Raw genomic sequence first — 19,697 nt, forward strand, 5'->3', positions numbered from 1 at the left:
GGCGGTATGGCGTATTGGCAACAGATGCAGAACGGCCTGTCGCAGCTAGCCCAGGCAGCCGAGGATGGCCGCCGCGACCTGGACGAGGTGATCGCGCCGGTGAACGGCGCCGTCAGTGAAATCCGTGGCGCGGCCGGCGAGCTGGAAGGTTTGCCGGGTGTTTCGCCGGAGATGGCGGGCAAGGTGCAGCGTGCGATGCAGGGGATCGAGCGCGCGCAGGTGAAGGTCAACAAGGTGGTCAACACCTACAACAGCGCTGCGCGAGCCTTGAAGGGCATCGATGAACGCATGCAGGGGTTGGGCGAGCAGGTGGACCGGGCCAGGAAGGCGGTGGACAAGGTCATCGGCAAGGTCGGTGATTCGCTGGGTTCGATACTGCCCAGCTCGGTACTGGCGCCCAAGCCCTCGCCGGGTGATTTCATGTGCGCGATCCCCCAGCCGCATCTGCTGGTCATGACGGTGCTGGGTTCGCAGACGCAGTTCTACTTCAATATCGACACGGTGCCCTTCGAATCGGCGATTCGCACCAGCCAGCTCACCTGGAAGGAGCAGGCGCGGCTGGGCCGCCGGGGGGCGCTGCAGTACGTCGGCGTTGGCACGGAGACGCTGCAGCTGAAGGCGACGATCATGCCGGCCTTGTCGCGAGTCGCGGGTCAGCGTGTGGGGTGGGAGAACCCGAACCAGCTGCGCGAGATTGCCTTGAGCGGCAAACCGGTGAGCCTGATCAGCGGCTACGGGGATCCCCTGGGAACCTGGTGCCTGACCAAGGTCACCGAGACACAGAGTTCTTTGCTCACCAATGGTCTCCCTCGTAATCAAGCCTTCGAACTGGAGTTCAACCGCTATGGCGACGACAACGATCTATCGCAGCAGTAATGGCGACGTATTGGATCAGCTCTGCCATCAGCGCTACGGCCACCTCAAGGGCTGCGTGGAAGCGGTGTTGAATGCCAATCCTGGCCTGGCCGATGAGCCACAACCACTGCGCTCGGGCGTGCTGATCCGCATGCCCGAGCTGGCGGCGCCGGACAACCCGCAGGTCCGCTTGTGGGATTGATTCGGCTGTTCCATCCAGGCCCCGCGCAAGCGGGGCTTTTTTATTCGGGTGACCCATGAAACCTGTCTTTCGCATCGTCGCCGATGGGCGCGACATCACGGCACAGGTCAACGACCGCGTGCTCGAGCTGGAAGTGACCGACAAGCATGGCCTGGAATCGGACACGCTTTCGCTCACTCTCGACGACCGCGCCGGCACCGTGGCATTGCCTCGGCGTGGCGCAGAGCTGGCGTTGTACCTGGGCTACGGGGAAACGGGTGTGGCCCCGATGGGGCGCTACAAGGTTGACACCATCACCTTCAGCGGTGCGCCGGACACCCTGGTGATCAAGGCCAAGTCTGCGGACTCGCGCAACCTCGCAAAGTCCATACGCAGTGACAGCTGGGAGAACGTGACGCTGGCGGAGATCGTCGAGCGCATCGCCGCCCGCAACGGCTGGAAAGCCCAGTGCGAGGTGAAGACGCGGATCGTCCGCGCGGACCAGATCAACGAGTCTGACTATCACTTCATTACCCGGCTGGCGCGGCAGTACGACTGCACGGCAAAGATCGCCGATCTGAAGCTGCTGGTCATGCCGCGTCAGGCTGGCCGCAGCGCATCGGGGCAGTCGCTGGACTCCGTGCTACTCAAGCGCGAGGACGTCAGCTCCTTCAGCTTCACCCTAGATGATCGCAAGGTCGTCGCGAAGGTGGTCGTGCCTTACCAGGGGGCCGACGGGACACTGAAACTGGTGACGGAAACCAACCAGCACGCGCCCAGGAAGGTGCTGGCCGAGTACGTCGAACGCCATGTCCAGGCCAACGAAGCAGCGGCGCAACAACTGGCCAAATCGCGCCTGGCGGACTTCAACCGGCAGACCGCTGGCGTTCGCCTGCAACTGCCTGGCCGCACTGATCTGTTCGCCGAGTGCCGCGTCGAGCTGAGCGGCTTCAAGGCGGGGGTCGATGGCGTTTACCTGGTCGATACCGTTACCCAGCACTACGACGCGAACGGCTGGACCACCCGTGTGCTGTGCAATGGCGGCAACGATGGCAAGGCGCAGGCGGGGGAGGGCGGCTGAGATGCTCATCGATGAACGCCAGCTCCTGCTGATCCTGCCCAACGCCCGCCCGGTCGCGGGCGATTTTTTGTCGGCGCTCGATGTTGCCATGCGCGAATTCGGCATCGACACACCGCTGCGCATTGCCGCCTTCATTGCCCAGGTCGGCCATGAAAGCACCCAGCTGACCAGTTGTGTGGAAAACCTGACCTATAGCGCCCAGCGGTTGGCTGCCGTTTGGCCTCGGCGCTTCCGCAGTGCCGACGGCTCTCCCACGGCGCTGGCGCGGGAGGTGGCGTACCAGCCGGAGCGCATCGCCAACCTCGTCTACGCCGGGCGCAACGGCAATGGCGATGAGGCGTCCGGCGATGGCTGGCGCTTTCGAGGGCGCGGTCTGCTGCAAGTGACCGGACGCAGCAATTACCGCTCTGTCGGAGAAGGACTCGCGCAGCCCTTCGTTGCCCGGCCGCAGTTGCTGGCTGAACCGCGCTGGGCGTGCCGGTCTGCCGCCTGGTGGTGGCAGCGCAACGGGCTCAACGAACTGGCCGATACGGCGTGCTTCGAGGACATCACCCGGCGCATCAATGGCGGGTTGAATGGCCTGGAGGCGCGTGTTCGGCTGTGGCGGCGCGCACAGGAGGTGCTGGCATGAATCGCTTCTGGCTGGCGCTGGGCCTTGCTGGCTTCCTGTTCGGCGGCATCCTGGGCGGGTGGCTGGCGGCGGGATTCTATGGCGGGCAGCTGGAGAGCCTGCGCCAGGAGCAGGCTCGCTGCCGCGACGCCGGCAAGGCGTTGGCGTCGGAACTGGCCCAGCAGAACGCTCAGGTCGAGGCGCTGGAACAGGCTGCCCGCCTGCGTACCGTCGCTGCCGACCACGCCTTGGACCAGGCTCGAAAACAGGCGCAGAGCCATGAAACCGCTGCCCGCCGGCTGTTGTTGGAGCGCAGCGAGGGCGATGAGTGCGCCGTGGTTCGTCAACTGATCGACCGGGAGCTGATGCGATGAAAGCGCTGATGCTCGTCCTCCCGGCATTGATCGCCGGCTGCGCCACGACCTCACCGAAGCTCATGGAAATCCGCATCCCCATCCCAGTACCCTGCCTGGCGCCGGCTGTCGAAGCCCCGCAATTCGCCACCGCCGACCTGCGACCCGTGGATGACCTGCAGACCAAGGTGCGAGCCCTGCTGGCCGAGCGACAGCAACACCTGGCCTACGAAACCCGCCTGCGTGCCGCCCTCGATGCGTGCGGCTGAACCGTCCCGCCTTCGTCGGCAGGGGCGCCGCGCGTATTGCGCTGGCGCCCGGCCTTGGGCTACTGTTCGGCCATCGCTAGGCGAGACCGCAACCGTGATCCACCGCACCCGCATCATCACCTCCCTCCTCAAGGCATTCGCCCGTTGGCGCTGGCGCGCCTGATTCCTTCTTTCCCGGCATAGCGCCGGTCTCTTCTTACGCGTCCATTTCTCCCATCCGCTGGCATAATTGCCAGATTCGCGTAGCCCGCAGGGCCGCATCGGGTGTCGACGATGGCGCGATCCGAAAGCAGTGCAATCATGAGGTTTGAGCAGACATGCTGCTGATGATCGATAACTACGATTCCTTCACCTACAACCTGGTGCAGTACTTCGCCGAGTTGAAGGCCGACATCCACGTCATTCGCAATGACGAGCTGAGCGTCGACGAGATCGCCGCGCTCAACCCCGAGCGCATCGTCCTGTCCCCCGGCCCGTGCACGCCGAACGAGGCGGGCGTATCCCTGGCAGTCATCGAGCGCTTCGCCGGCAAGCTACCGCTGCTGGGTGTGTGCCTGGGCCATCAGTCCATCGGCCAGGCCTTCGGCGGTGACGTGGTGCGGGCCCGCCAGGTCATGCACGGCAAGGTCAGCCCGGTGTTCCACAAGGACCAGGGCGTGTTCGCCGGCCTGAACAACCCGCTGACCCAGACTCGCTACCATTCCCTGGTGGTCAAGCGCGAGACGCTTCCCGATTGCCTGGAGATCACCGCCTGGACGGCGCTGGAAGACGGCTCGATCGACGAGATCATGGGCCTGCGCCACAAGACGCTGAACGTCGAGGGCGTGCAGTTCCACCCCGAGTCGATCCTCTCCGAACAGGGCCACGAAATGCTGGCCAACTTCCTCCAGCAGACCGGTGGGGTGCGCGCATGAACATCAAGGAAGCCCTCAACCGCGTGGTCAACCAGCTGGACCTCTCCACCGAGGAAATGCAGGACGTCATGCGCGAGATCATGACCGGGCAGTGCACCGACGCGCAGATCGGCGCCTTCCTCATGGGCATGCGCATGAAGAGCGAGACCATCGACGAGATCGTCGGCGCCGTCGCGGTGATGCGCGAGCTGGCCGACCAGGTCGAACTGGACAGCCTCAAGCACGTGGTCGACGTGGTCGGCACCGGTGGCGACGGCGCGAACATCTTCAACGTGTCCTCGGCGGCAGCCTTCGTGGTTGCCGCGGCGGGCGGCAAGGTCGCCAAGCACGGTAACCGCGCCGTCTCCGGCAAGAGCGGCAGCGCCGACCTGCTGGAAGCTGCCGGCATCTACCTGGACCTCAAACCGGTCCAGGTGAAACGCTGCATCGAGACTGTCGGTGTCGGCTTCATGTTCGCCCAGGTCCATCACAAGGCCATGAAGCATGCCGCCGCGCCACGCCGCGAGCTGGGCCTGCGCACCCTGTTCAACATGCTCGGCCCGCTGACCAACCCGGCCGGTGTGAAGCACCAGGTGGTCGGCGTGTTCAGCCAGGCGCTGTGCCGTCCGCTGGCCGAGGTGCTCAAACGCCTGGGCAGTGAACACATCCTGGTGGTGCATTCCCGCGACGGCCTGGATGAGTTCAGCCTTGCGGCACCGACCCACGTGGCCGAACTGAGGGACGGCGTGGTCACCGAGTACGAGGTGCAGCCCGAAGACTTCGGCATCAAGAGCCAGAGCCTGATCGGCCTGACTGTCGACAGCCCGCAGCAATCGCTGGAGCTGATCCGTGACGCCCTGGGCCGTCGCAAGACCGAGGCCGGGCAGAAGGCCGCCGAGCTGATCGTGCTCAATGCCGGCGCGGCGCTCTACGCAGCCGACCTGGCGACCAGCCTGCATGAAGGCATGCAATTGGCCCACGACGCCCTGCACACCGGGCTGGCGCGGGAAAAAATGGAAGAACTGGCGGCCTTCACCGCCGTTTACCGAGAGGAGAACGCACAGTGAGTGTGCCGACGGTTCTGCAGAAGATCCTGGCCCGCAAGGCCGAAGAAGTCGCCGATCGCCGCACCCGCGTGAGCATCGCCGAGCTGGAACAGCTGGCGCGTGCCGCGGACGCACCGCGCGGATTCGCCAACGCGCTGCTGGAGCGCGCCAAGCGCCGCGAGCCAGCGGTCATCGCCGAGGTGAAGAAAGCGTCGCCGAGCAAGGGCATCCTGCGCGAGAACTTCGACCCCGCCGACATCGCCCGCAGTTATGAGGAGGGCGGCGCCGCCTGCCTCTCCGTGCTGACCGATATCGATTTCTTCCTTGGCAGCGATGCGTATCTCAAGGAAGCCCGCGCCGCCTGCAAGCTGCCGGTGATCCGCAAGGATTTCCTGATCGACCCGTACCAGGTGGTGGAAGCACGTGCCATCGGCGCCGACTGCATCCTGCTGATCGTCTCCGCGCTGGACGACGTGCGCATGGCCGAACTGGCCTCGGTGGCCAAGGACGTCGGCCTCGACGTGCTAGTGGAAGTGCACGACGCGGTGGAACTGGAGCGCGCGCTGAAGACCTTGGACACCCCGCTGGTCGGCATCAACAACCGCAACCTGCACACCTTCGAAGTGAGCCTGGAGACCACCCTCGACCTGCTGCCGGAAATTCCGCGCGAGCGCATGGTGATCACCGAGAGCGGCATCCTCAATCGCGCCGATGTCGAGCTGATGGAAGTCAGCGACGTGTTCGGCTTCTTGGTCGGTGAAGCCTTCATGCGTGCCGAAGAGCCGGGCACCGAACTCAAGCGCCTGTTCTTCCCCGAGCGCAGCAAGGTCAAGCTGGGCGCCGATCCGGACTGACTTTTCCTGCAGACACAAAAAAGCCGGCGATTGCCGGCTTTTTTGCTTTCTGGGGGCGCTTCAGCGGGTGCCGAAGACCACCATGGTCTTGCCTTTCACATGCACCAGGCCTTGTTCCTCCAGGCTCTTGAGCACGCGGCCGACCATCTCGCGGGAGCAGCCGACGATGCGGCCGATTTCCTGGCGGGTGATCTTGATCTGCATGCCGTCCGGGTGAGTCATGGCGTCCGGCTGCTGGCACAGGTCCAGCAGAGTGCGGGCAACGCGGCCGGTGACATCGAGGAAGGCCAGGTCGCCAACCTTGCGCGTGGTCTTGCGCAGGCGATCGGCCATCTGGCTGCCCAGGGTGAAGAGAATCTCCGGATCCTGCTGGCTCAGTTCGCGGAATTTCGCGTAGCTGATCTCGGCGACTTCGCATTCGGTCTTGGCGCGAATCCAGGCACTGCGCTCCTGGCCGGTGCTGCCTTCTTTCTCGAAGAGTCCCATCTCCCCGAAGAAGTCACCTGTGTTGAGATAACCGATGATCATCTCGCGACCGTCGTCATCTTCGATCAGGACGGTCACAGAGCCCTTGATGATGAAGAACAGGCTTTCGCAGCGGTCGCCAGCGTAGATGATGGTGCTCTTGGCGGTGAAGCGGCGGCGGTGACAGTGCGCGAGCAGCTTGTCGAGGTTCTTGATTTTGGGTGTGAGGGTAATAGCTACCATGCCCGAGTCCCGGAAAGTATAAGAGTGGCCTTTGCACAACAGGCGTCTAATGATTTTTATGTACAGCTGTAGTGCCGTGCGTCCCTGGCTCGATCCCCCTCGATCCCCAGGGCGGCAAGATTGCCCATCAAAAGCGCTCTTACCTGTGCGTAAACCGGCAAGAGCTTAACAGACGACGTGTTACCAACAATCGGAAAGCTGGAACATTCGTTCGGGCAATTTCCGAGAGTGTGCCAGTAAACTGGCGTCAGCTTAAGTCATAAATGCATACTTGCCGTGTGGAAATGAGACCTGGCTAACAGCCGCTGGCGCTGCTGGGCCCGCGAAGGCGCTGTGTTAAGCTGTCGCCCCTTTTTTCTCGGCGGAGTCCTTTGCAATGAAAGCGCGAATTCAGTGGGCTGGCGAGGCCATGTTCCTCGGTGAATCCGGCAGCGGCCACGTCGTGGTGATGGACGGTCCGCCGGATGCCGGTGGCCGTAACCTGGGCGTGCGTCCGATGGAGATGCTCCTGCTCGGCCTGGGCGGTTGCACCAACTTCGACGTTGTCAGCATCCTGAAGAAAGGCCGCCAGCCGGTGGAAAGCTGCGAAGCCTTCCTTGAAGCCGAGCGTGCCGACGAAGACCCGAAGGTGTTCACCAAGATCCACGTGCATTTCGTGGTCAAGGGCCGTGGTCTGAAGGAAGCGCAGGTCAAGCGTGCAGTCGAGTTGTCGGCCGAGAAGTATTGCTCCGCCTCGATCATGCTCGGCCGTGCCGGCGTCGAGATCACCCACGACTACGAGATCGTGGAACTGGGCTGACAGCCACCTTCATCCTTTCATCATCAAGGGTGCGCAAACTCTGGCAGAGGTCGACTGACCTCTGCATAATGCGCCACCTTTTTTCAGGGCCATCCCGCCCGAAACCAAGCAACCACAATCGCCATCGCGAAGAGGTGTAAACCGTCCTACGCAGGTGCCGCCGTACGCATCTGACGGGCATGCTCAACCACGCGGCAGAGCCGCATTTGATGAGAGTTATCCCACGGTGAAAAGCAAACTCAAGCTCCACGGGTTCAACAACCTGACGAAGACCTTGAGCTTCAACATCTATGACATCTGCTATGCCGAGACGCCTGAAGACCAGCAGGCCTACGTGCAGTACATCGACGAAGAGTACGATGCTGAACGACTCACGCAGATCCTCACCGATGTTGTCGACATCATTGGCGCAAACATCCTGAACATCGCCCGTCAGGATTACGATCCGCAAGGCGCCAGCGTGACCATCCTGATCTCCGAGCAACCGGTCACCCCGACCGACAGCCAGATCGAGGAATCCCCGGGGCCGCTACCGGAAACCATCCTGGCGCACCTCGACAAGAGCCATATCACCGTGCACACCTATCCGGAGATCCATCCGGTGGAAGGCATCGCGACCTTCCGTGTGGATATCGATGTGTCGACCTGCGGCGTCATCTCGCCGCTCAAGGCGCTCAACTACCTGATCCACCAGTTCGATTCGGACATCGTCACCGTGGATTACCGCGTGCGCGGCTTTACCCGCGACGTGGAAGGCAAGAAGCACTTCATCGACCACGAGATCAACTCGATCCAGAACTATCTCTCCGATGACACGTACGAGGCCTACCAGATGACCGACGTGAACGTGTACCAGGAGAACCTGTTCCACACCAAGATGCTGCTCAAGGAGTTCGACCTGGACAATTACCTGTTCGGCGACGCGACCCGCAACCTGTCGCCCGAGCAGCGCAAGCAGGTGGAAGAGCGCGTGCGCCACGAGATGCTGGAGATCTTCTACGCGCGCAACATGCCGCGCTGATCTCCCGGTTGCATGCAGAAAGGGCGCCCAGTGGGCGCCCTTTTTCGTTTCGGTTCGTTCAGTCCTCGTCCACTTCGCGCCCGGTCGCCGATTGCGTCGGGCGATGGTTATCCGGGAACAGCTGGTGGAACTGGCTGATCTGCTGCTTCGACATCTCAATGGGTTTCTCGAACAACACCCACTGCACGCCTTCGGTACATGGCGGAGTGGTGAGGGAACCATGGTAGAACAGGTGGTGGCTTGCCGCTGGAACCAGCTTGGCCAGGTTCGGCGCCAGCCCGGCGGCGAGTTGCACCTCCTGACCCTCCTTGGCTGGTAGATGCTTCCACAGTTGTGCCAGCTCCTTGTTCGCACGTCCCTCCTTGATCATCAGTCCGAGGACCAGAAGGTGGCCTTCCTTGTCCTGGTTCACCAGGTGCATCTCCATGGGATAGGACTGGTGACCGAGCTGATGCTCGCTGGGGTTGTGGAAGTGGAATTGCAGCAGGCGGTACTCGGTGCCCTTGTAGGTCAACGTGTCGCCTTCGGCGGCGCTGGCCTGGATGGTGTGGCCGTTATTGATCAGCTTGAGCGGGACCTTGCCGTAATGGAGCTTCAGTTCCGAGGTGTCGACCTTCTGCGGCTGGATCTGGGACTTCTCCACATCGATCGGCGATTGTTCGTGGCCGCTGGCGCATAGCGCGCTGCCCAGCTCTCCCCAGTGCGCCGGGCCCTGGTCGCCGCTGTACGTCCAGTGAGCGTCGCTGGCGTGGGCGGTGGAAAGGGCAAGGCAGAGCGGGGCGAACACAACGGAAAAACGGGTAAGCAAGCGCATGGAAACTCCGGTTGGGTGAACAGCCGGAGCAGCATCCACGGCGCGATTGCGGCGTGGAAGGCGGAAGGTAAAGGTTGGGAATATTTCCAGTGCTGAAGAGAAAAGATCCGGGGCGACGCACTGCCATCGCCCCGGTCGGGGGAGATCAGATCCGGTAGGTGGACTTGGTCATCACCTTGGACAGCAGGGTCATGCCGAACTTCACCGGCGCCGGGAAGCGCAGGCCGCCGGCCTCGATGGCGCTGGTGGCGTGGTGCTCCTCGTCCTCGCGCATCTGCTCGAGGATGGCGCGGGACTTCTGGTCTTCGGCGGGGATTTCCGCCAGGTGTTCGTCCAGGTGCTTGCACACCTGGTCTTCGGTGGCGGCGACGAAGCCCAGGCTGACGCGGTCGCTGATCAGACCGGCAGCAGCGCCAACGCCGAACGACAGACCGTAGAAGATCGGATTGAGCACGCTCGGGCGGCTGCCCAGCTCGCGGATGCGCTGTTCGCACCAGGCGAGATGGTCGACTTCCTCGTCGGCGGCTTCTTCCATGGCCTTGCGCACTTTCGGCAGCTTGGCGGTCAGGGCCTGGCCCTGGTACAGCGCCTGGGCGCAGACCTCTCCGGTATGGTTGATACGCATCAGGCCGGCGACATGACGGGCGTCGGTTTCGCTGAGCTCGGCATCCGGCTGGACGATGGCAGGGGACGGACGGCCCGGATGACCACTGAACGGCAGCAGGGTCCGCAGCGCGGCATCGGCCTGCAGCAGGAAGCGGTCGGCGGGGGAGTAGTGACGGTCGGCGGACATGGCGCACCTCCGGAAGGAACATTCGCCTGGCAGTTTACCGGATGGCGGATGACAGGTCTTGCCGTGGTGCGCGCAGGGTCCTGCCGACGATCAGCCCGGCGGCCAGTGCATCTGGCGCTGACCGAGCACATGCATGTGGATATGGTGCACGGTCTGGCCGCCCAGGTCGTTGCAGTTCATCACCACGCGGAAACCGTCATCGCAGCCTTCTTCCTTGGCCAGGCGCTGGGCGGTGAAGACGACATGGCCGACCAGCGATTTGTCGGCTTCGGTCAGGTCGTTGAGGGTGGCGATGTGCTTCTTCGGGATTACCAGGAAGTGCACCGGCGCCTGTGGGCCGATGTCGTGGAAGGCGATCACCTGGTCATCTTCATAGAGCTTGCGCGCGGGGATTTCCCCGGCGACGATCTTGCAGAACAGACAGTCCACGAAACATTCCTCCGGCCATGTGGTTAGGAGCAGGAGTTTAACGGCCGTCGCCTTCCGCGCCCAGTTCCGGGCCGGTCAACGCAAGGAGCCAGCGTGCAGAACGATATCCATGACCTGGGCCTGGTGCTCGATTCCAGGGTCAAGCTGATCGTCATCGAATCCTGGGACGAGCCCCGCGTCCTGGAGACCCTGACGGGCCTGGCGGTGCGCCGCGGGCTGAACCTGCAGTTGTGGTCAGCGACCGAAGGCCTGCAGCGCCTCGGGTTCGGCGGCGAAGCGCAGGGAGGGGACGACAGCCGTGAGGCGGAAACCGCCCTGCGGCTGATCAAGGCCGACCCGCAGCCGAATCTGTACGTGCTGTGCGACCTGCATCCCTATCTGCTGGACAACCCTCGCGCGGTGCGCCTGCTCAAGGAAATCGCCATGGCCGAGGGCAACTTCCGTCCCACCGTGGTGCTGGTTTCCCACGCGCTGAAGCTGCCGGCGGAAGTCCAGCGTTTCGCTGCCCGCTTCTCTCTTTCGCTGCCCTCCGAGGATGAGCTGGTCGGCATCGTCCGCGAGGAGGCAACGCGCTGGAGCGAGCGGAATCGCGGCTCGCGCGTGCGTACCGATAACCGCACCTTGCGCCAGGTGGTGAAGAACCTGCGCGGATTGACCCACGGCGAAGCTCGCCTGCTGGCGCGCAGCGTGATCTGCAATGACGGCGCGATCACCCAGGAAGACCTGCCGGAACTCAATCGCACCAAGTTCGAGTTGCTCAATCTCGACGGCGTGTTGAGTTTCGAGCATGACACCGCGCGCTTCGCCGAAGTGGGCGGCCTAGCCAATCTGAAACGCTGGCTGGGCGAGCGGCAGGGCGCCTTCACGGAGGGCAAGGACAAGGATCTGCCCAAGGGTGTGCTGCTGGTCGGCGTGCAGGGCGGCGGTAAGAGCCTGGCGGCCAAGGCCATTGCCGGCCTCTGGGGACTGCCGCTGCTGCGCCTGGACTTCGGCAGCCTGTACAACAAGTATTTCGGCGAGACCGAGCGCAACCTGCGCGAGGCGTTGCGCCTGGCCGACAGCATGGCGCCCTGCGTGTTGTGGGCGGACGAGATCGAGAAAGGGGTGGCGACCGGTGACCAGGATAACGGCGTCAGCCAGCGTGTCCTGGCCACCCTGCTGACCTGGATGGCCGAGCGGAAGGCACCGGTGTTCATGGTGGCCACGGCCAACGCCATCGAGCGCCTGCCGCCGGAGCTGGTGCGCAAGGGGCGATTCGACGAGTTGTTCTTCGTCGACCTGCCCGACGCGACGGTGCGCATGGAGATCTTCCGTATCCACCTGGTTCGCCGCGAACTCGATGCGGGCCAGTTCGACCTGCCGGCATTGGCGGATGCAACGGACGGATTTTCCGGAGCGGAGATCGAACAAGCGGTCGTCGGCACCTTCTATGCCGCGCAGGCGCGGCAGAAGTCGGTGGATCAGTCGCTGTTGCTGGAAGAAATCCGCCGCACCGCGCCACTTTCGGTGGTGATGGCGGAAGAGCTGGCTGCGTTGCGCAGCTGGGCCGATGGTCGCACGGTGCGAGCCGACTGAGCGCTCAGCCGGCGAGCGCCAGGCGGTTGATGCGGCCTGCCAGTTTGCGCATGACCCAGCGCGGCATCAGGCGCACGCCGCAGGCGAACAGCCGATTGCGCCAGCCCGGAATGATGATCGCCGGCGCACGGCGCAGGGCCTTTACGGTGAGGAAGGCGACTTCTTCGGCGGACAGCAGGTGCTTGCCGCTGTCGAGCTTGCCCAGGCGCATGCCGGCATTTCGGTAGAACGCGGTTCGGGTCGGTCCCGGGCACAGGACGGAAACCTTGATGCCGCGGCTCCTCAGTTCTTCGCGCAGCCCTTCGGAGAAGCTGAGCACGAAGGCCTTGCTGGCGTAGTAGCTGCTCATCCAGGGGCCGGGGAGCAGGCCGGCCATGGAGGCGACGTTGAGAATCCGCCCCCCGCCGCTGCGCTCCATCATCGCACCGATGCCGTGGCACAGGCGCACCAGGGCCAGTACGTTGAGTTCCAACAGTTCCTGCTCGCGGGACCAGTCCTGGTCGATGAAGGCTCCAGCGGTGCCGATGCCCGCGTTGTTCACCAGGAGCTCGATCTGCCGCCCGCTCTGTTCCAGCTCGTGCAGCAGGCCGGAGATCTGCAGCGGCTCGGACAGGTCGCAGACGCGGAACAGTACCTCCACCCCGAAGCGCTGCGACAGTTCACAGGCGATGCTGTCCAGCGCATCGCGCTGGCGCGCCACGAGGATGAGCGCCTGGCCGCGGCGGGCGAGGGCTTCGGCCAGGGCCAGGCCGATGCCGCTGGAGGCGCCGGTGATGAGGGCAAAACGAGGCATTCAGGAGTCTCTGTGGCGGGGTGGCGTTCGACCACGCCCGCCACGGGTTGTTGCATTACTGGTCGGAGCTGTCGCCATCGTCGGAATCGGCGCCTTCGGTGTCTCCGCTATTGAACTGCTCCTCCGACGGCGCGGCGCTGGCGGCTGGCGCCGCGTCCTGCTGATACTGCGCCGACTGGGCTCGCTCGACGTAGCCCTGATACGCCGGAATGGCGATGGCGGCGAGGATGCCGATGATCGGAACGACCAGTGTTGTCCAAGCCAGTACGGCCACGCCGCGGCTGTTCGGCGGCGGAGGCGGGCCGTAGCGGTTGGCGCCGGCGGTGCCGGGGATCAGCAGCATCAGCAGCGGGAACACGCTGCCGATAAAGGGGACCAGGTTGAGCAGCAGTAGCCAGGCGGACCAGCCGATGTCATGCAGACGTTGCGCGCCGATCATCACGCTGACGATCAGGAAGCCGATCAGCGCGACCACGCCCAGCAGGATGCCCAGGGTGCTGGACACGGCGTACAGGCCGGCGACGATCAGGAACAGCGGCATCGAGATGAGCATGATCGCCATGCTCCAGCCCAGGTAGCGCACCCGGCCGATCCGGCCCTCGGTGGTAAAGACGTTGAGCTCGCCGAATTCCGGCAACTGCTCGCCGACCTGAGCCTGGGGCGGCGCGTAGGGCGAGCCGCCGGGCGCGGCAGCCACGGCCGGAGCTGGTTGCGGATTGGCCGCGAGTTCTGCCTGGCGGGCCAGGTATTTTTCAATGACGATGCCGCAGGCGCTGCACTCGATGGAGGAAGCCTGCTCGTGACCGCATTTGGGGCAGGTCATGCGCTCGTTACTGGCGGCCTCACCGGCGGCGCGAGCCGCGAGGGTAGCTTCGCTGGGGTGGTCTTCGGTTTCCAGCAGGCTCAGGCCGGCGGAGACGTCGGCTTCCTTGCGCGCATTGGCGCCGGCTCCATGAAGTGCGCGCAGGTACTTGTCGGCCTCGTCGCCGGACAGGTCGCGCTTGAGCACCACGGGCTGGCCGCTGAACAGTGCGTCGATCTTCGAGGCATCGCTCTTGAACAGGCGGGCAAGGTTTTCTTTCGCCGTGTCCAGCGGCGTTTGCGGCATCAGCGCGCCGTCGAAGACGATCTTGAAGCGGGTTTGGTCCATCGGGGCATCCTTGTCGGCTGGCTATGGTGGAGTCGATACAGCGTAATCGGGCCGCCGGGGGCCAACAAGCGGCCCCGGCGGGTATATCGGTGAGCGGTGTCGCAGGTCAGACCAGCAACTGGTTCGACAGGCCTGCGCTGCGGGTCAGCGCCTGGCGGTACTCGTGATCCAGGCGCGCGATGAGTTCGCCCACTGTCGGCAGGTCGCGGATGTCGCCCACGCCCTGACCGGCGGACCACACGGTCTTCCAGGCCTTGGCCTCGTCGCTCACCGGCTTGAGCTTCTCACCATAGTTGAGCGCGCCCTTGTCGTTCAGTCGCTGCAGGTCGAAACCGGCCGCTTCCAGGCTCTGGCGCATGAAGCTGGCGGGCACGCCGGACACGGCAGGGGTGTGGATGATATCTGCAGCCTGTGCGCCCAGCAGCATGTGTTTGTAGTCTTCGGAGGCGGCGCTCTCGCGGGTGGCGATGAAGCGGGTGCCGAGGTATGCCAGGTCAGCGCCCAGCACTTGGGCGGCGAGAATCTCGTGGCCGTGATTGATGCAGCCGGCCAGCAGCAGGGTCTTGTCGAAGAACTGACGGATCTCCGCGATCAGTGCAAACGGACTCCAGGTGCCGGCATGGCCACCGGCGCCGGCGGCGACCGCAATCAGGCCATCGACACCCGCCTCGGCGGCCTTCTCGGCATGGCGACGGGTGGTGACGTCATGGAAGACCAGGCCGCCATAGCTGTGGACCGCGTCGACTACCTCGCGCACCGCGCCCAGGCTGGTGATCACGATGGGCACCTTGTGCTCGACGCAGAGCTTCAGGTCCGCCTGCAGGCGCGGGTTGGTGTTGTGAACGATCAGGTTGACCGCGTAGGGCGCTGCCTGCGGATCAGCTGCCAGGCCTGCCTCGATTTCTTCCAGCCAAGCCTTGAAGCCACTGCTCTCGCGTTGGTTCAGGGCCGGGAAGCTGCCGACGATGCCGCTCTTGCAGCAGGCCAGTACCAGTTGCGGGTTGGAGACCAGGAACATCGGTGCCGCCACCAGGGGGATACGCAGACGGCGGTCGAGCAGGGCGGGCAGGGACATGACAGTCTCCTTGTCGGGATCAGAAGGGTTTGACGACCACCAGGATCACGATGGCGATCAGGAACAGCACCGGCACTTCGTTGAACCAGCGATAGAACACATGGCCGCGGCCATTCTCGCCACGGGCGAAGCGCTTGAGCATGGCGCCACAGGCATGGTGGTAGCCGATCAGCAGCACCACCAGGGTCAGCTTGGCGTGCATCCAGCCCTGGGTCAGCCAGGCCGGGTTGAGGTAGAGCATCCAGGCGCCGAGGACGATGGTGAGGATCATCGACGGCCCCATGATGCCGCGGTACAGCTTGCGCTCCATGATGCAGAAGCGCTCGCGGCTGGCGCTGTCTTCGCTCATCGCGTGGTAGACGAACAGGCGCGGCAGGTAGAACAGGCCGGCGAACCAGCAGACAACGGCAACGATGTGAAAGGCTTTGAGCCACAGGTAAAGCATCGGGACTTCCTCGAATCACGGTGAGCCGATAGTAGTGGCGCGGTGCAATGGCGTCATCCCCGTGGCGGCACTGCTGTGGGAAAGATCGGCCTGCTGCGGCGATTGGTATCGGACGGCGGACGGACGCCCCTGATCGGAAAGGCCAGATGCGCGGCAGGCAAGAGGGTCAATCCAGGCGGATTCGCACTGTTCAGCAGGGGCAGCGACTCATATCATGGTCACCCCCTGAATTTGGCCCCAATGGTGGAGTGACAGGCAGATGATCAAGGTCGGTATCGTAGGTGGTACGGGTTATACGGGCGTGGAACTGCTGCGCCTGCTGGCACAACATCCCCAGGCTCGCGTCGAGGTGATCACCTCGCGTTCCGAGGAGGGCGTGAAGGTTGCCGACATGTACCCGAACCTGCGAGGCCACTATGACGGCCTGGCCTTCAGCGTGCCGGACGTGAAGCGCCTGGGTGAGTGCGACGTAGTGTTCTTCGCCACCCCCCACGGCGTGGCCCATGCGCTGGCCGGTGAACTGTTGGCCACCGGTACCCGGGTGATCGATCTGTCCGCCGACTTCCGCCTGCAGGACGCTGAGGAGTGGGCGAAGTGGTACGGCCAGCCCCATGGCGCGCCGGATCTTCTCCCCGAGGCTGTCTACGGTCTGCCGGAAGTGAACCGCGAGGCCATCAAGTCCGCGCGCCTGATCGCCGTACCGGGCTGCTACCCGACCGCGACCCAGCTCGGATTCATTCCGCTGCTTGAGAACGGCCTGGCCGACGCCAGCCAACTGATCGCCGACTGCAAGTCCGGCGTCAGCGGCGCCGGTCGTGGCGCCAAGGTCGGCTCGCTGTTCTGCGAAGCCGGCGAAAGCATGATGGCTTACTCGGTGAAGGGCCACCGTCACCTGCCGGAAATCAGCCAGGGCCTGCGTCGCGCCGCCAAGGGCGATGTCGGCCTGACCTTCGTGCCGCACCTGACCCCGATGATCCGCGGTATCCACGCGACCTTGTATGCCCGTGTCGCCGACCGCAGCGTCGATCTGCAGAAGCTGTATGAAGAGCGTTACGCCAACGAGCCGTTCGTCGACGTGATGCCGACCGGCAGCCACCCGGAAACCCGCAGCGTGCGCGGCGCCAACGTCTGCCGCATCGCGGTGCACCGCCCCCAGGGCGGCGACCTGGTGGTGATCCTGTCGGTGATCGACAACCTGGTGAAAGGCGCATCCGGCCAGGCGATCCAGAACATGAACATCCTGTTCGGCCTGGACGAGCACCTGGGGCTGTCCAACGTCGCGCTGCTGCCGTAAGGAAAGATTGCCCCGGAAGGCGGTCGATTGATCTGGACCAATGGATGAGTCGGATTAGTTGACCGTTTTTCTGGGGTAAGCGGATAATAGTCCGCAATGTTGTAACGTACGGCTTCGGCCGGGAGAGTTGTCACCATGACCATCGAAACCTTCACCCCCACTCCGCTGATGTTTTCGCAAGGCGCTGCGAACAAGGTGAAGAACCTGATCGACGAAGAAGGCAATCCGCGCCTCAAGCTGCGGGTGTTCGTCACAGGCGGTGGCTGTTCGGGCTTCCAGTACGGTTTCACTTTCGATGAAGACACCGCGGACGACGACACCATCGTCGAGCGCGACGGAGTCAACCTCGTGGTCGATCCGATGAGCTTCCAGTACCTCGCCGGTGCGGAAGTGGACTACCAGGAGGGCCTCGAAGGTTCGCGGTTCGTCATCAAGAACCCGAATGCAGCGACCACCTGCGGCTGCGGTCAGTCCTTCTCGATCTGACGCCGTAGAAGCGAAAACGCCGCGCAGATGCGCGGCGTTTTTGTTTGTGCGTCGAAGTCAGGCGGGGTAGAGCGCACCAAGGATTCGTGGCCCTTTGGCGGCCGTGACCTCGGGGCAGTTACCAGGCTCGCGCTCCACGAAACGATGGGCCAGCCAGGCAAACGCCATGGCCTCCATCCACTCCGGCGGCACGCCTCGATCGATACTGCTGATCACGCTGGCGCCGGGCATGTGGGCAGCCAAGCGCTGCATCAGCGTGCCGTTGAAGGCGCCGCCGCCGCAAACCACCACTTCCTCGCAGCCGGGCTGAGCGTCCAGCAGGGCCTGGGCAATGCTGTGGGCGGTCAGCTCCAGCAAGGTGGCCTGCACATCTTCAGCCTTCGTCGAGCCATGGCTGGCCAGCACCGCATCGAGCCAGTTCAGGTTGAATCGTTCGCGGCCAGTGCTTTTCGGTCCTTTGGCGGCAAAGAAGTCGTCCGCCAGCATCCTCTGCAGCAGGGACATGTCGACGCTGCCGCTGGCTGCCCAGGCGCCATCTCGATCAAAGGACTCACCGCGTTGCTTCTGGATCCAGGCATCCAGCAGCACGTTGCCGGGACCGCAATCGAAGCCGCGGACCGGCTTGCCGGGACTCAGGAGCGAGACATTGCTGAAGCCGCCCACGTTGAGGATTGCGCACTCGCGGCTATCGCTGCCGAACAACGCCTGGTGGAAGGCGGGAACCAGGGGAGCGCCCTGGCCTCCGGCGGCCACGTCACGGCGACGGAAGTCGGCCACCACATCGATACCGGCCAGCTCGGCGAGTAGCGCCGGATTGCCGATCTGCACGGTGAAGCCCAGATGCGGTTCGTGGCGAATGGTCTGGCCGTGGCTGCCGATGGCCCGGATAGCGCTGGCGCTCAGACTCTCGCGGGCGAGGAGTTCATTGATGCCCTGTGCGGCCAGACGTACCCAGCGGTTTTCCGCGAGGGCGGTGCGGGCGATTTCGTCAGGGCCGGACGAGCAGAGTGCCAGGAGGTCAGCGCGAAGCGCCGCAGGCATGGGGAGGTAATAGGAGGCAAGCAGAATGGTCTGCTTGCCTTGCTCGATCAGGGCGATGTCCAGCCCGTCGAGACTGGTACCGGACATCACTCCCAGATAGAGCGGCATGGCTTAGCGCTTGTTCAGGGCCAGGAAGGTTGCCTTCTCCTGGTCCATGCGCGCGATCAGCGGTTGAGTCTGAGCCAGGAAGCGCTTGCGCTCCGGGCCGCTCAGCGGATCGGCTGTGGGCAGCTTGGCGCTCAGCGGGTCGACGTGCTGGCCGTTGACCTGGAACTCGTAGTGCAGGTGTGGGCCGGTGGCCAGGCCGGTCATGCCGACATAACCGATGATCTGCCCCTGCTTCACTGCCACGCCGGAGCGGATGCCCTTGGCGAAGCGGCTCATGTGGCCGTAGACAGTGCGATAGCGTTGGCCATGCTGGATGACCACCGCGTTGCCGTAGCCACCCTTGCGGCCGGCTTCGAGGATCTTGCCGTCACCGGTCGCCTTGATCGGGGTGCCGATCGGCGCCGCGTAGTCCACGCCCTTGTGTGCACGAATCTTGTTCAGGATGGGGTGGAAACGCCCTATCGAGAAGCGCGAGCTGATGCGGGCAAAGTCCACCGGGGTGCGGATGAACGCCTTGCGCATGCTGCTGCCGTCGGCGCGCAGGTAGCTGGTGTAGCCCTGTTTGTTGGTGTAGCGCACCGCGGTGTATTCCTTGCCGCGGTTGACGAAGCGCACTGCGAGGATGCTGCCGGTGCCGACCTGCTTGCCCTTTACCTGCTGGGACTCGTAGATCACGTCGAACTCGTCGCCCTCACGAATATCCTGGGCGAAGTCGATGTCGTAGCCGAGCACGTTGGCCATCGACATGATCAGGTCATGCGACAGGCCGGCATTGCGGCCAGCGACGAACAGCGAACTGTCGATGCGGCCGTGGGCATAGTTGGCGTGTACCGAGGGTTTCACAAGGTCGCGCTTGAAGTCATAGCCCTTGGCGGATTTGGCCAGGCTGATGGTCTCCAGATCGCTGCGCTTGACCTTCAGGCCTTGCAGCTCGCCCTTGGAATCAATGAGGAAGTCCACGTCCTGGCCGACATCAAGGCGAGTGAACTGCTTGGCGTCCTTATTGGCGGCAAGCATGTCGTGC

Annotated in this window: 24 protein-coding genes (1 of these 24 only partly in view); 14 read left to right on the forward strand and 10 right to left on the reverse strand. The window is 64.1% G+C overall.

Features of this window, described 5'->3' with window-relative positions; all coding sequences use genetic code 11:
* Nucleotides 1-6 precede the first annotated feature (6 nt).
* The 9 genes from JVX91_RS08320 (at nt 7) to trpC (ending at nt 6,142) form a co-directional block, all read left to right on the forward strand.
* Nucleotides 7-876, forward strand: a complete 870-nt coding sequence (locus tag JVX91_RS08320) for a phage tail protein (protein WP_205338839.1) — start codon at nt 7-9, stop codon at nt 874-876.
* Nucleotides 845-1,057: a tail protein X gene (locus JVX91_RS08325; protein ID WP_205338840.1), complete on the forward strand. Its 213-nt coding sequence runs from the start codon at nt 845-847 to the stop codon at nt 1,055-1,057. Before JVX91_RS08320 ends, JVX91_RS08325 begins: the two co-directional genes overlap by 32 nt.
* Nucleotides 1,058-1,112: 55 nt before the next feature.
* Complete coding sequence (locus JVX91_RS08330; protein WP_205338841.1) at nt 1,113-2,117, forward strand: contractile injection system protein, VgrG/Pvc8 family; 1,005 nt, start codon at nt 1,113-1,115, stop codon at nt 2,115-2,117.
* Nucleotide 2,118: 1 nt separating this feature from the next.
* Entirely contained in the window at nt 2,119-2,748 is a 630-nt protein-coding gene (locus JVX91_RS08335) for a glycoside hydrolase family 19 protein (RefSeq protein WP_205338842.1), read from the forward strand.
* Nucleotides 2,745-3,101: a hypothetical protein gene (locus JVX91_RS08340; RefSeq protein ID WP_205338843.1), complete on the forward strand. Its 357-nt coding sequence runs from the start codon at nt 2,745-2,747 to the stop codon at nt 3,099-3,101. Before JVX91_RS08335 ends, JVX91_RS08340 begins: the two co-directional genes overlap by 4 nt.
* Nucleotides 3,098-3,349, forward strand: a complete 252-nt coding sequence (locus JVX91_RS08345; protein ID WP_205338844.1) for a hypothetical protein — start codon at nt 3,098-3,100, stop codon at nt 3,347-3,349. Before JVX91_RS08340 ends, JVX91_RS08345 begins: the two co-directional genes overlap by 4 nt.
* 317 nt (nt 3,350-3,666) lie before the next feature.
* A complete protein-coding gene (locus JVX91_RS08350; RefSeq protein WP_205338845.1) occupies nt 3,667-4,263 on the forward strand; it encodes an aminodeoxychorismate/anthranilate synthase component II in 597 nt (198 codons plus the stop codon).
* On the forward strand, nt 4,260-5,309 hold the full coding sequence (gene trpD / locus JVX91_RS08355; protein WP_205338846.1) for an anthranilate phosphoribosyltransferase: 1,050 nt from the start codon (nt 4,260-4,262) through the stop codon (nt 5,307-5,309). The genes JVX91_RS08350 and trpD overlap by 4 nt, the downstream gene beginning before the upstream one ends.
* Nucleotides 5,306-6,142: an indole-3-glycerol phosphate synthase TrpC gene (trpC, locus tag JVX91_RS08360; RefSeq protein WP_205338847.1), complete on the forward strand. Its 837-nt coding sequence runs from the start codon at nt 5,306-5,308 to the stop codon at nt 6,140-6,142. Before trpD ends, trpC begins: the two co-directional genes overlap by 4 nt.
* 60 nt (nt 6,143-6,202) lie before the next feature.
* Here the strand turns inward: trpC and crp are convergent, their stop codons facing one another.
* Nucleotides 6,203-6,850, reverse strand: coding sequence for a cAMP-activated global transcriptional regulator CRP (crp, locus tag JVX91_RS08365; RefSeq protein WP_024763566.1), 648 nt, complete (start codon nt 6,848-6,850; stop codon nt 6,203-6,205).
* Between the two features lie 376 nt (nt 6,851-7,226).
* Here crp and JVX91_RS08370 point away from each other — a divergent pair, with 376 nt between their 5' ends.
* Nucleotides 7,227-7,649, forward strand: coding sequence for an OsmC family protein (locus tag JVX91_RS08370; RefSeq protein WP_015475289.1), 423 nt, complete (start codon nt 7,227-7,229; stop codon nt 7,647-7,649).
* 226 nt (nt 7,650-7,875) lie between these two features.
* Nucleotides 7,876-8,670: an adenosylmethionine decarboxylase gene (speD, locus tag JVX91_RS08375; RefSeq protein WP_138525630.1), complete on the forward strand. Its 795-nt coding sequence runs from the start codon at nt 7,876-7,878 to the stop codon at nt 8,668-8,670.
* A gap of 58 nt (nt 8,671-8,728) precedes the next feature.
* Here the strand turns inward: speD and JVX91_RS08380 are convergent, their stop codons facing one another.
* The 3 genes from JVX91_RS08380 to JVX91_RS08390 all read right to left on the reverse strand — a co-directional run bounded on the left by JVX91_RS08380 (nt 8,729) and on the right by JVX91_RS08390 (nt 10,706).
* Nucleotides 8,729-9,484 carry a carbonic anhydrase family protein gene (locus JVX91_RS08380; protein WP_205338848.1) on the reverse strand — a complete coding sequence of 252 codons (756 nt, stop codon included), beginning with the start codon at nt 9,482-9,484 and terminating at the stop codon, nt 8,729-8,731.
* Between the two features lie 145 nt (nt 9,485-9,629).
* Nucleotides 9,630-10,277 carry a 2-polyprenyl-3-methyl-6-methoxy-1,4-benzoquinone monooxygenase gene (gene coq7 / locus JVX91_RS08385; RefSeq protein WP_205338849.1) on the reverse strand — a complete coding sequence of 216 codons (648 nt, stop codon included), beginning with the start codon at nt 10,275-10,277 and terminating at the stop codon, nt 9,630-9,632.
* A 90-nt stretch (nt 10,278-10,367) separates the two neighbouring features.
* Nucleotides 10,368-10,706, reverse strand: a complete 339-nt coding sequence (locus tag JVX91_RS08390) for a histidine triad nucleotide-binding protein (RefSeq protein WP_205338850.1) — start codon at nt 10,704-10,706, stop codon at nt 10,368-10,370.
* 93 nt (nt 10,707-10,799) lie between these two features.
* Here JVX91_RS08390 and JVX91_RS08395 point away from each other — a divergent pair, with 93 nt between their 5' ends.
* Nucleotides 10,800-12,281 carry an AAA family ATPase gene (locus JVX91_RS08395; protein ID WP_205338851.1) on the forward strand — a complete coding sequence of 494 codons (1,482 nt, stop codon included), beginning with the start codon at nt 10,800-10,802 and terminating at the stop codon, nt 12,279-12,281.
* Nucleotides 12,282-12,285: 4 nt separating this feature from the next.
* Here JVX91_RS08395 and JVX91_RS08400 read toward each other — a convergent pair whose 3' ends face one another.
* From JVX91_RS08400 to hemJ, 4 genes are all read right to left on the reverse strand, one after another.
* Nucleotides 12,286-13,074 carry an SDR family oxidoreductase gene (locus tag JVX91_RS08400; protein WP_205338852.1) on the reverse strand — a complete coding sequence of 263 codons (789 nt, stop codon included), beginning with the start codon at nt 13,072-13,074 and terminating at the stop codon, nt 12,286-12,288.
* A gap of 55 nt (nt 13,075-13,129) precedes the next feature.
* The gene (locus JVX91_RS08405; RefSeq protein WP_205338853.1) at nt 13,130-14,224 is read right to left on the reverse strand and encodes a DUF805 domain-containing protein; all 1,095 of its coding nucleotides are present in this window, start codon (nt 14,222-14,224) and stop codon (nt 13,130-13,132) included.
* A 106-nt stretch (nt 14,225-14,330) separates the two neighbouring features.
* Complete coding sequence (locus JVX91_RS08410; protein WP_205338854.1) at nt 14,331-15,299, reverse strand: nitronate monooxygenase family protein; 969 nt, start codon at nt 15,297-15,299, stop codon at nt 14,331-14,333.
* 19 nt (nt 15,300-15,318) lie between these two features.
* Nucleotides 15,319-15,744: a protoporphyrinogen oxidase HemJ gene (gene hemJ, locus JVX91_RS08415; protein WP_205338855.1), complete on the reverse strand. Its 426-nt coding sequence runs from the start codon at nt 15,742-15,744 to the stop codon at nt 15,319-15,321.
* Nucleotides 15,745-16,003: 259 nt separating this feature from the next.
* On the opposite strand from hemJ, the gene argC reads away from it, so the two are divergent.
* Together argC and erpA are read left to right on the forward strand one after the other, a co-directional pair.
* Entirely contained in the window at nt 16,004-17,038 is a 1,035-nt protein-coding gene (gene argC / locus JVX91_RS08420; protein ID WP_205338856.1) for an N-acetyl-gamma-glutamyl-phosphate reductase, read from the forward strand.
* A gap of 135 nt (nt 17,039-17,173) precedes the next feature.
* The gene (gene erpA / locus JVX91_RS08425; RefSeq protein WP_045212604.1) at nt 17,174-17,524 is read left to right on the forward strand and encodes an iron-sulfur cluster insertion protein ErpA; all 351 of its coding nucleotides are present in this window, start codon (nt 17,174-17,176) and stop codon (nt 17,522-17,524) included.
* Between the two features lie 57 nt (nt 17,525-17,581).
* Here erpA and JVX91_RS08430 read toward each other — a convergent pair whose 3' ends face one another.
* Both JVX91_RS08430 and JVX91_RS08435 read right to left on the reverse strand, forming a co-directional pair.
* Complete coding sequence (locus JVX91_RS08430) at nt 17,582-18,673, reverse strand: anhydro-N-acetylmuramic acid kinase (RefSeq protein ID WP_205338857.1); 1,092 nt, start codon at nt 18,671-18,673, stop codon at nt 17,582-17,584.
* Nucleotides 18,674-18,676: 3 nt separating this feature from the next.
* A protein-coding gene (locus tag JVX91_RS08435) for a peptidoglycan DD-metalloendopeptidase family protein (RefSeq protein WP_205339963.1) crosses the window boundary here: on the reverse strand, nt 18,677-19,697 show its 3' portion. It continues 332 nt past the right edge of the window; the window shows 1,021 of its 1,353 coding nt (coding positions 333-1,353); the start codon falls outside the window, past its right edge — the gene reads right to left on this strand; it ends in the stop codon at nt 18,677-18,679.

The organism is Pseudomonas sp. PDNC002 (genome assembly GCF_016919445.1).
Lineage (GTDB): Bacteria > Pseudomonadota > Gammaproteobacteria > Pseudomonadales > Pseudomonadaceae > Pseudomonas.

What these genes read in the sequence shown, in the direction of transcription:
- JVX91_RS08320 (WP_205338839.1), top strand. Translation starts at nt 7, where the DNA reads ATGGCGTATTGGCAACAGATGCAGAACGGCCTGTCGCAGCTAGCCCAG.
- JVX91_RS08325 (WP_205338840.1), top strand. Translation starts at nt 845, where the DNA reads ATGGCGACGACAACGATCTATCGCAGCAGTAATGGCGACGTATTGGAT.
- JVX91_RS08330 (WP_205338841.1), top strand. Translation starts at nt 1,113, where the DNA reads ATGAAACCTGTCTTTCGCATCGTCGCCGATGGGCGCGACATCACGGCA.
- JVX91_RS08335 (WP_205338842.1), top strand. Translation starts at nt 2,119, where the DNA reads ATGCTCATCGATGAACGCCAGCTCCTGCTGATCCTGCCCAACGCCCGC.
- JVX91_RS08340 (WP_205338843.1), top strand. Translation starts at nt 2,745, where the DNA reads ATGAATCGCTTCTGGCTGGCGCTGGGCCTTGCTGGCTTCCTGTTCGGC.
- JVX91_RS08345 (WP_205338844.1), top strand. Translation starts at nt 3,098, where the DNA reads ATGAAAGCGCTGATGCTCGTCCTCCCGGCATTGATCGCCGGCTGCGCC.
- JVX91_RS08350 (WP_205338845.1), top strand. Translation starts at nt 3,667, where the DNA reads ATGCTGCTGATGATCGATAACTACGATTCCTTCACCTACAACCTGGTG.
- trpD (WP_205338846.1), top strand. Translation starts at nt 4,260, where the DNA reads ATGAACATCAAGGAAGCCCTCAACCGCGTGGTCAACCAGCTGGACCTC.
- crp (WP_024763566.1), bottom strand. Translation starts at nt 6,850, where the DNA reads ATGGTAGCTATTACCCTCACACCCAAAATCAAGAACCTCGACAAGCTG.
- JVX91_RS08370 (WP_015475289.1), top strand. Translation starts at nt 7,227, where the DNA reads ATGAAAGCGCGAATTCAGTGGGCTGGCGAGGCCATGTTCCTCGGTGAA.
- JVX91_RS08380 (WP_205338848.1), bottom strand. Translation starts at nt 9,484, where the DNA reads ATGCGCTTGCTTACCCGTTTTTCCGTTGTGTTCGCCCCGCTCTGCCTT.
- coq7 (WP_205338849.1), bottom strand. Translation starts at nt 10,277, where the DNA reads ATGTCCGCCGACCGTCACTACTCCCCCGCCGACCGCTTCCTGCTGCAG.
- JVX91_RS08400 (WP_205338852.1), bottom strand. Translation starts at nt 13,074, where the DNA reads ATGCCTCGTTTTGCCCTCATCACCGGCGCCTCCAGCGGCATCGGCCTG.
- JVX91_RS08405 (WP_205338853.1), bottom strand. Translation starts at nt 14,224, where the DNA reads ATGGACCAAACCCGCTTCAAGATCGTCTTCGACGGCGCGCTGATGCCG.
- JVX91_RS08410 (WP_205338854.1), bottom strand. Translation starts at nt 15,299, where the DNA reads ATGTCCCTGCCCGCCCTGCTCGACCGCCGTCTGCGTATCCCCCTGGTG.
- hemJ (WP_205338855.1), bottom strand. Translation starts at nt 15,744, where the DNA reads ATGCTTTACCTGTGGCTCAAAGCCTTTCACATCGTTGCCGTTGTCTGC.
- argC (WP_205338856.1), top strand. Translation starts at nt 16,004, where the DNA reads ATGATCAAGGTCGGTATCGTAGGTGGTACGGGTTATACGGGCGTGGAA.
- erpA (WP_045212604.1), top strand. Translation starts at nt 17,174, where the DNA reads ATGACCATCGAAACCTTCACCCCCACTCCGCTGATGTTTTCGCAAGGC.
- JVX91_RS08430 (WP_205338857.1), bottom strand. Translation starts at nt 18,673, where the DNA reads ATGCCGCTCTATCTGGGAGTGATGTCCGGTACCAGTCTCGACGGGCTG.